An 8,091-nucleotide genomic window follows, 5' to 3' on the forward strand; every position below is an offset into this window, starting at 1 on the left:
GCCCCAAGGCTGTCTTATTTTTGTGCGTTGCCCTGCTCACGCACCGGAATCGGCGCATTGCACAAGTCGACATGCCCGGCCGCCACCACGTTCCACGGGCCGCCGCGGTTGCGCTGGGCTTCCACCACTTTCTGATACGTCGCGCTGTCGGTGCGCATCACTTCGAAGTTGCTGCGCTCCGAGGCCGGCACGTCCGCCGCCACGCGGAAGGCGGTAATCGGCACCTGCATCTCCGGCTTGTCATAGAAACCCATCGGCGCCGGGCCGCGCGGCATGCTCGACAACAAGGGCATGCCGGACACCACGCGTCCGACCACGGTAATATTCCGGTCCAGGTGGCGCGGCGCCTGGCCGGTGACCACGTACAGCGCGGTGCCGCCGCCGCTGTCGGCTTCGTTGTCGCGGCCCACGCCGACCATGGCGTAGCAGTGCGCAAGCCAGGTTTCACCCTTCTTCGGATCGCGCCCGACCGGGAAGCCGTTCGAGTGGCCGACCTGCGGCGCGTAGCCGTCGACGTCCTTCAGGCGCGTGAAGTGGCGGTCGTTCTTTATCGGCGCGGTGAACTCGGCCTTCAGCTTCATCTTCGCGTCTTTTGTTGGGCGCGGATTCTTTTCGTCCGGATCGCCCCACTGGACCACGAAGTTGTCTTGCGAGCGCAGGATCACGAGGCCGTCGAAATAATGCTCGCGCGCCAGGGCCTTGATGTTGGCGGCATGGTTCGGCGCAAAGGGCGGCGCCAGTTCGATCACTACGCGGCCGCCGGGCAAGTCCATGTAGAGCGTGTTCTCGAGGTCGAGCGGGCGCCAGTCGGACGCCTTCGATTCCTTGACGATTTCGCCCACGCTCGCCTTCAGCGGCAAGGGTTTCGGCTCGGCTGCCTGCGCGAGTGCGCTGGCAAACGCACCGGCCAACACCAGCGCACCGATAGTCATCGTTCCAACATTCATCTCCACCACCTTTGTTGTTTGTATAAGGTAATTGTAGACCTGAATTTGGGTGTTTCGGAAACTTAACAGACCCTTAAAAACCGCGAGCGGCGGGAGGTCTGCTTGTCCGGCCAGAGGTTTTGGCGGGCTCACTAATGGTATGATGCGTCGTTACCGTTTAGGAAAATTATGGATCTGATGCAATTTTTCGACATGATTCTTCATGTCGATAAGACGTTGGGCGTCCTGCTGGCCCAGTACGGCGTGTATGTCTACATCGTCCTGTTTGCCATCGTGTTCTGCGAGACCGGTCTCGTGGTCCTGTTTTTCTTCCCGGGCGACACCTTGCTCTTCATCGCCGGCGCCTTCTGCGCCACCGGCGAGATGAGTTATCCGCTGTTGATGGCGCTGTTGATCATCGCGGCCGTCACAGGCAATACCCTGAATTACTACATCGGCGAAGCCGTCGGTCAGCGCATGTTCACCCATGATTACCGCTGGATCAACAAGGACGCGCTGCACCGCACCCACGACTTCTTCGAAAAGCACGGCGGCAAGACCATCATCCTGGCGCGCTTTGTGCCGGTGGTGCGCACCTTCGCTCCGTTCGTGGCCGGCGTGTCGGACATGACCCATACCCGCTTCCAGCTGTACAACATCACCGGCGCCGTGCTGTGGGTCGCCAGCCTGGTGACCGCAGGCTACTTCTTCGGCAACATTCCTATCATCCGCGACCACCTGACCGAGATCGTGCTGGTGGGCGTGAGCGCGGCGATCGTGCCGCTGATGCTGGGCGGTTTGTGGAAGTTCGGCCGCAGGATGCTGAGCCGATAAGCCGGATCGACAACTCTCTTGCTCGAATGATCAAAGCGCCGGATTTATCTGGCGCTTTTTCTTTTGGCAGGGCGCTTAAATCGGCAAAAACACTCAAGTTTCCGTACGGAAGCGTCGTTAAAGGAGGGTAGATAACTTCCACCAACCCCATGCGCCACTTCATTGCCCTGTTTGCTTGCAGCCTCGTCATGCTTCACGCAAGCGCCAACGAACCTGCCCACGCCGCCAAGCCGGAAGCGGACGCGGCCAAGAAGCTGGCGGCCGATATCGCCAAGCCGGCCAGCGCCAAACCGGTCGAGAAGCCTGCCGACAAGGCCGCGCCCGCTGCCGACAAAGCCGCCGCCGACAAGGCCGCCGCACTGGCGATTGCCCGCGCCGCCGACAAGACGGTCGCCGACAAGGCCGCTGCCGACAAGGAGCCGAAGGGCGAGAAAGCCGCTGACAAGACGGGCAAGACCAGCGCCGCCAGCGCCGACAAGGCCGCCTCGGCCATCTCCGCCGCCAGCGAAGAAGATGCCGAGGTCGATTTGTCGGTGCGCATCGCCGAGCGCCTGGCCGAGATGCGCGCCAAGCAGGCCGCGCGCGTGGCCGCCGCCGCCAAGGCGAAGAAAGCTGCCGATGCCAGGCGCAAGAAGGAAGCCGCCGCAGCCGCTGTTGTCGCCGTGGCCGCCGCCGCGCCGAAGATCAGCAATCACTGGGATTACGAAGGCGAGTTCGGCCCCGAGAACTGGGGCAAGATCAATCCCGCCTGGTCGCAGTGCGGCGCCGGCAAGCGCCAGTCGCCGATCGACATCCGCGACGGCATGAAGGTGAGCCTGGACGAGATTGACTTCAACTACCGTTTCTCGGACTACACCGAGGTCGACAACGGCAAAACCGTGCAGGTCAACCTCGCGCGCGGCAACTTCATGACGATCGGGAACCAGAGCTACGAACTGGTGCAGTTCCACTTCCACCGTCCGTCGGAAGAAAAAATCAACGGCAAGGGCACCGAGATGGTGATCCACCTGGAACACCGCGGCCCGGGCGGCAAGCTGGCCATCGTCGCCGTGCTGCTCGAACGCGGCAGGGCCAACGACGCCATACAGACCGTGTGGAACAACATCCCGCTGGAGAAGAACCAGCAGGTGGCGTCGGGCGAGCCGCTGGACCCGATGGAACTGCTGCCGGAGCGCCGCGAGTATTACACCTACATGGGTTCGCAGACCACGCCGCCGTGCACCGAGAACGTGCTGTGGATCGTGATGAAGCAGCCGATGACGGCGTCGCCGGCGCAGATGGCCCTGTTCTCGCGCCTGTATCCGCTGAATGCGCGGCCGCTGCAGGAGAGCGAAGGGCGGATGGTGAAGGAGTCGCATTGAACGAAAGCCGGCGCGAGCCGGCTTTTTTATGCGCTGATTGATTCTGTGACGTGATCAACAAACGTGTGCGTTCGTAGGGTGGGCGCCCCGTGCCCACGCGTAAACGCTGCGTCCACGCGGCTCAATAACGCCAACATGGTGCATGCGTCTACGGCCATCAACTGACGTGGTACTCGCCCACCCAGTGCTCGCCCGGCTGCAGCACCGGCCCATTCAACAAGGCCGGCTCGATGCACACGAAACGCCGGTACTCCTCGTCCGCCATGTCCGACAGCGCCGCCGCATCTTCCGCGCCCGGATTCCACACCACCGCATCGGTAAACCCTTCCTGGCGCACGGTCAGTACGAGACCGCCGTCGACCAGCGCCAGCGGCGGCGCCACATCCTCGTACACCTGGTCGAACTTGCCCGTGATCGCCAGCTCCTCGCGCTCGACGCCGTTGATGCGCACGGTCCCGATATCGCCCACCAGGTGATAGGTGTGCAGCGCCGCCGCGAACGGAAACGCATCCTGCCCGGCATTGCGTACCTCTAAGCGCATCCTCAGTTCGTTGGCGTGGATGGCGACCCGCAGCGCCAGCGCAAAGCCATGCGGCCAGGCCGCGGCATGCGCCGGCGCCAGGTCGCCTGGCTCCAGCGCGAAGACGGCAAACGCCCAGCCCTGCTCGACGCCGCTGTCGGCCACGCGCCAGTTGCTCACGCGCGCAAAGCCGTGGCGCATGCCGTCGCCGCGTTCGGCGAACTGGGGAAAGATCACCGGCACGCCGCCGCGGATCGCACGGCTGCCGTCGAGCGCCGACTGGGCGCTGCAGAACAGGCGCTCGCGCCCGTCGGCGCCGCGCCAGGAAATCAGGTGGGCGCCGTACAGGGTGACGCAGGCTTGCGCGCCGTCGGGTGCGGTGAGGAGCAGGGCCGGCAGCTGGCCGTAGGTGGTCTGGATTGCGGCTTCCATATCGATGAGTTGTCGAATCGTTACGTGGGCGCGTAGTATGCCATGTCCATCGGACCGATGCGCCGGGACGACACCAACCCAATTTCTCGAATGGGCGGCCGAGCGCTAGCAGTCGGTCTTTGGTTTCGGCGCTGCCGGCAGGGGGGCATCACAGCACTGCCTCCTCTACGGCCGTCTCGTGCGACGCGCGCGGCCACTTCGCCGATGCTCTGGTACCCGGCGCGCCGGTACCGGTGCCGAGGAACTGGCAGCCTCGCTAACCTGAGCCAGATGCGCCAAATTAAGCCAGGCTTAGCTAAACTTCACATGGTTAAGTTGAGCTAAAGTGCCTTGGACTAAAGTGCGCGGCTCTTGGCCATCGGCGGATTCGCCGAGAAGTAGCGCTTGATGCCCTTGGCAATCGCATTCGCCAGTTGATCCTGGTAGCCGTCGTCCTTCAGCTTGGCTTCCTCTTCCGGGTTCGAGATAAAGGCCGTCTCGACCAGGATCGATGGGATATCCGGCGCCTTGAGCACCGCAAAGCCGGCCTGCTCGACCGCCGCCTTGTGCAGGCGGTTGATGCCGCCGATCTCGCCCAGCACGGCCTTGCCGAGCTTCAGGCTGTCGTTGATCTGGGCCGTGGTCGAGAGGTCGAACAGGACGCTGGCGAGCTGCTTGTCATGCTTGCCGAGGTTGACGCCGCCGATCATGTCGGCCTTGTTCTGGTCGTTCGCCAGCCAGCGCGCGGCGGTGGAGGTGGCGCCTTTTTCCGACAGCACGAACACCGAGGACCCGCGCGCGGTCGGCACCGTGAACGCATCGGCGTGGATCGAGACGAACAAATCGGCCTGCACCTTGCGCGCCTTTTCCACACGGGTGCCGAGCGGGACGAAATAATCGCCGTCGCGGGTCAGCATCACGCGCGTGTTGGGCAGCGCTTCCAATTTGGTTTTCAGGCGCTTGGCCACGGCCAGCACGATGTCCTTTTCGCGGCTGCCGGTGGCGCCGATGGCGCCCGGGTCTTCGCCGCCATGGCCGGGGTCGAGCGCAATCGTCACCATGCGCACCACGTTATTCACGGGCGGCTTCGGCTTGATCAGCGACTTGCCGGGCGCCGGTGGCGGCGCCACCTGCGGCGTGCCGCCCAGGGCCGCGATCTCGGCCTCGATGCGGCCTACCGGATCGGGCACCGGCGGCTGGGCTGGCGCGGGCTGGGCCGGTACCGCGGTCGGGGTACCGTCGCCGGGCGACCATTCGCCTTTTTCGATCAGGGCCGCAATCGGATCCGCCTCGCGCACCGGATACAAATCAAAAATCAGGCGGTGTTTATACGTGCCGACCGGGGCCAGCGTGAACACTTGCGGCTTGATCTCTTCCTTCAAATCGAACACCAGGCGCACCACTTTCGGGCGGTTCTGGCCCACGCGTACCTGCTTGATGTAGGGGTCGTTCGGCTCGACCTTGGCCACCAGGCTTTTCAGCGTGCTGTTCAGGTCCAGGCCGTCGATGTCGACCACCAGGCGCGGCGGATCGGGCACCAGGAAGTGTTCGGTCTTCAGGTCGCTGTCGTTTTCCAGCGTGACGCGGGTGTAGTCGTCGGCCGGCCAGACGCGCACCGCCAGGATCTGGGCGGCCCCGGCGGGCAGCGGGGCGACCACCGACAGCAGCAGGGTACCGCCGGCCTTGAGCAGGGTGCGGCGGGAGCTGGACGTCAGGGGAGCGGGAAGGAGAGGCGGTCGAGGCATAGCAGGCCTAATTCGGACAACGCCTGCAATTCTACAGTACGCCCGAGGCCGCTAACATTAAGCAAGACTTTAACGTCGGGCAATGGCAACACGGGTTCGCCTTTTTCCGGCCATTCGACGATGCAGATATTCTTGCCGTCGAAATCGTCGCGAAAGCCCGCGTCCAGGAATTCTTCCGGGCTCGACATGCGGTACAAATCGTAGTGGATGACGTTGACCGGCTGGCCGTCGAGCTGCACGCGGTAGGGCTCCGACAGGGTGTAGGTCGGGCTTTTCACGGTGCCCTTGTGACCGGCCGCCTGGATCAGGGAACGGGTGAGCGCGGTCTTGCCGGCGCCAAGGTCGCCGTGCAGGTAGATGACCAGGCCGGGAACGACGGCGCGCGCCAGGGCGGCGCCCAGGGCGGCGGTGGCTGCTTCGTCCGGCAGGTAGGCTGTGAAGTGCTGCATCAATTAAAATGGTAGGTTTCGCGGCGCGCCGGCGCCGTCAGTGTGATTCTTCTTGCCATGATTCCAACTTCCCCCGACCTGCACGAACTCGCGCGCGCCATCAAGGCGTGGGGGCGAGAGCTCGGCTTTGCCGACGTGCGCATTGCCGACGTCGACCTCGCGCATGCCGAGGCAGGCTTGCAGGCCTGGCTGGCGGCCGGGCACCATGGCGAGATGGATTATATGGCAAGCCACGGCATGAAGCGCGCCCGGCCGGCCGAACTGGTGCCGGGTACGGTGCGCGCGATCGTGGCGCGCATGGATTACCTGCCGAGGGATGGGGGCGATTGGCGCGCGCACGAGGCGGCCCGCCAGCTTGACCCCGGCGCGGCCGTGGTCTCGGTGTACGCCCGCGGCCGCGACTACCACAAGGTGCTGCGCAACCGCCTGGCCCAGCTGGCCGAGCGTGTAAAACGCGAGATCGGCGAGTACGGCTACCGCGTGTTCACCGATTCGGCGCCGGTGATGGAACTGCCGCTCGCAGCCAAGGCTGGCCTCGGCTGGCGCGGCAAGCATACGCTGCTGCTGTCGCGCGACGCCGGCTCGACCTTTTTCATCGGCGAGATCCTGGTCGACTTGCCGCTGCCCGTGGATGAAGCGACCAGCGGCCACTGCGGGCAGTGCAGCAACTGCATCGATCTCTGCCCCACGCAGGCCATCCTCGGCCCGGGGCGGCTGGATGCGCGGCGCTGCATTTCCTATCTCACCATCGAGCTGAAGGGCAGCATTCCGCTGGAGTTGCGGCCGCTGATCGGCAACCGTATCTACGGCTGCGACGATTGCCAGCTGGCTTGCCCATGGAACAAGTTTGCCCAGCGCGCGGTGTTGCCGGATTTCGACGAGCGCAATGGTTTGGGGGATTCTTCATTAGTGGAACTCTTTGCCTGGGAAGAGGAAGAGTTCAACCGCCGCACCGAGGGCAGTCCGATCCGGCGTATCGGCCACGAACGCTGGCTGCGTAACCTGGCGGTGGGGCTGGGCAATGCGGCGGCTGGGCGCGCCGGCGATCCGGCTATCGTGGCAGCGCTGCGTGCGCGTGCGCAGCACCCGTCCGAGCTGGTGCGCGAGCACGTTGCCTGGGCGCTGGAACGGCATGGCGTCTAGGACGCGTCATGCCTCGATGCGTTTTGCGCGCAGGGCCGACCAGTCCAAGTCGATGGAGATCATGGCGACCGAGGTGATGCCTTGTTCCTTCAGGTAGGCGCTGATGGAATCGCGATTGATGTCGGTGGCTTTCGAGGCGGTCTGTTTCAGGTAGGCGATCCAGAGCGAGCCCTTGTCGCCCAGGAGTTCCTTGGCAGCGGGCACGATTTCCTCGAGCTCCTTGCGGTTCAGGCAAAAGGCCATGATTACGTCGAAGGGGCCGTCGCCTTCTTTCATGAGTTCTTGCGGAAATTGCGCTACGACCGAGGGGTGGGTGGCGCCGTTGATGACCTGCATCGATTTCGCGTTTCGCAAAAACATCCTGTCTGCAACTGTCTTTTCGTTCATCTGCTTTTCCTAAAAGAAGTTGGCGTCGCGTGGCGGGAAGGGGCGACGCGTTCAAATTGATTTTACAAGCGATTGGGGAAAGGGGAGGAGGGGAGGGTGTCCGGTGCGCGTGCTCCGGTGACCGGGAGTTGTGGCTGGGTTCGGGAGGGTTTTTCGGGGGTTGGTGGCGCTGTTGCGTGCGCTGTTCGTGGTGGGTTGAATCCGCGTGGGCACGAGTGCCCACCCTACGGGACGCGCTGCGTATCGGGTTTCGCATGATCTCGCTGATAACGGTAACCGTATCTATGGACTCCACCCGTTTTGCAAGAAGAAGAT

General features: G+C 64.0%; 8 protein-coding genes. 3 read left to right on the forward strand and 5 right to left on the reverse strand.

Annotation, left to right across the window (positions count from 1 at the left end):
• Nucleotides 1-14: 14 nt before the first annotated feature.
• The gene (locus QWL29_RS13950) at nt 15-932 is read right to left on the reverse strand and encodes a peptidylprolyl isomerase (RefSeq protein WP_305823480.1); all 918 of its coding nucleotides are present in this window, start codon (nt 930-932) and stop codon (nt 15-17) included.
• Between the two features lie 183 nt (nt 933-1,115).
• On the opposite strand from QWL29_RS13950, the gene QWL29_RS13955 reads away from it, so the two are divergent.
• Nucleotides 1,116-1,760 carry a VTT domain-containing protein gene (locus QWL29_RS13955; RefSeq protein WP_229437262.1) on the forward strand — a complete coding sequence of 215 codons (645 nt, stop codon included), beginning with the start codon at nt 1,116-1,118 and terminating at the stop codon, nt 1,758-1,760.
• Nucleotides 1,761-1,948: 188 nt separating this feature from the next.
• Nucleotides 1,949-3,121 (forward strand): carbonic anhydrase, encoded by a 1,173-nt coding sequence (locus QWL29_RS13960; RefSeq protein WP_308635424.1) that lies wholly within the window; start codon nt 1,949-1,951, stop codon nt 3,119-3,121.
• 157 nt (nt 3,122-3,278) lie between these two features.
• Here QWL29_RS13960 and QWL29_RS13965 read toward each other — a convergent pair whose 3' ends face one another.
• The 3 genes from QWL29_RS13965 to tsaE all read right to left on the reverse strand — a co-directional run bounded on the left by QWL29_RS13965 (nt 3,279) and on the right by tsaE (nt 6,246).
• The gene (locus QWL29_RS13965; RefSeq protein WP_305823481.1) at nt 3,279-4,073 is read right to left on the reverse strand and encodes a D-hexose-6-phosphate mutarotase; all 795 of its coding nucleotides are present in this window, start codon (nt 4,071-4,073) and stop codon (nt 3,279-3,281) included.
• Between the two features lie 335 nt (nt 4,074-4,408).
• Nucleotides 4,409-5,797 carry an N-acetylmuramoyl-L-alanine amidase gene (locus QWL29_RS13970; protein ID WP_305823482.1) on the reverse strand — a complete coding sequence of 463 codons (1,389 nt, stop codon included), beginning with the start codon at nt 5,795-5,797 and terminating at the stop codon, nt 4,409-4,411.
• Nucleotides 5,764-6,246 (reverse strand): tRNA (adenosine(37)-N6)-threonylcarbamoyltransferase complex ATPase subunit type 1 TsaE, encoded by a 483-nt coding sequence (gene tsaE, locus QWL29_RS13975; protein WP_305823483.1) that lies wholly within the window; start codon nt 6,244-6,246, stop codon nt 5,764-5,766. The genes QWL29_RS13970 and tsaE overlap by 34 nt, the downstream gene beginning before the upstream one ends.
• A 57-nt stretch (nt 6,247-6,303) precedes the next feature.
• Between tsaE and queG the strand changes: the two genes are divergently transcribed.
• Complete coding sequence (queG, locus tag QWL29_RS13980; RefSeq protein WP_305823484.1) at nt 6,304-7,389, forward strand: tRNA epoxyqueuosine(34) reductase QueG; 1,086 nt, start codon at nt 6,304-6,306, stop codon at nt 7,387-7,389.
• 6 nt (nt 7,390-7,395) lie between these two features.
• On the opposite strand, the gene QWL29_RS13985 is transcribed toward queG, so the two are convergent.
• Complete coding sequence (locus QWL29_RS13985; protein ID WP_305823485.1) at nt 7,396-7,749, reverse strand: DUF3052 domain-containing protein; 354 nt, start codon at nt 7,747-7,749, stop codon at nt 7,396-7,398.
• Nucleotides 7,750-8,091 lie beyond the last annotated feature (342 nt).

The sequence above is a fragment of the Massilia brevitalea genome (assembly GCF_030711405.1).
GTDB classification, from domain to species: Bacteria; Pseudomonadota; Gammaproteobacteria; order Burkholderiales; family Burkholderiaceae_D; genus Telluria; species Telluria brevitalea.

Bases quoted from the DNA above. Each gene is read 5' to 3' on its own strand.
- QWL29_RS13950 (WP_305823480.1), bottom strand. From the start codon at position 932: ATGACTATCGGTGCGCTGGTGTTGGCCGGTGCGTTTGCCAGCGCACTC.
- QWL29_RS13955 (WP_229437262.1), top strand. From the start codon at position 1,116: ATGGATCTGATGCAATTTTTCGACATGATTCTTCATGTCGATAAGACG.
- QWL29_RS13960 (WP_308635424.1), top strand. From the start codon at position 1,949: ATGCTTCACGCAAGCGCCAACGAACCTGCCCACGCCGCCAAGCCGGAA.
- QWL29_RS13965 (WP_305823481.1), bottom strand. From the start codon at position 4,073: ATGGAAGCCGCAATCCAGACCACCTACGGCCAGCTGCCGGCCCTGCTC.
- QWL29_RS13970 (WP_305823482.1), bottom strand. From the start codon at position 5,797: ATGCCTCGACCGCCTCTCCTTCCCGCTCCCCTGACGTCCAGCTCCCGC.
- tsaE (WP_305823483.1), bottom strand. From the start codon at position 6,246: ATGCAGCACTTCACAGCCTACCTGCCGGACGAAGCAGCCACCGCCGCC.
- queG (WP_305823484.1), top strand. From the start codon at position 6,304: ATGATTCCAACTTCCCCCGACCTGCACGAACTCGCGCGCGCCATCAAG.
- QWL29_RS13985 (WP_305823485.1), bottom strand. From the start codon at position 7,749: ATGTTTTTGCGAAACGCGAAATCGATGCAGGTCATCAACGGCGCCACC.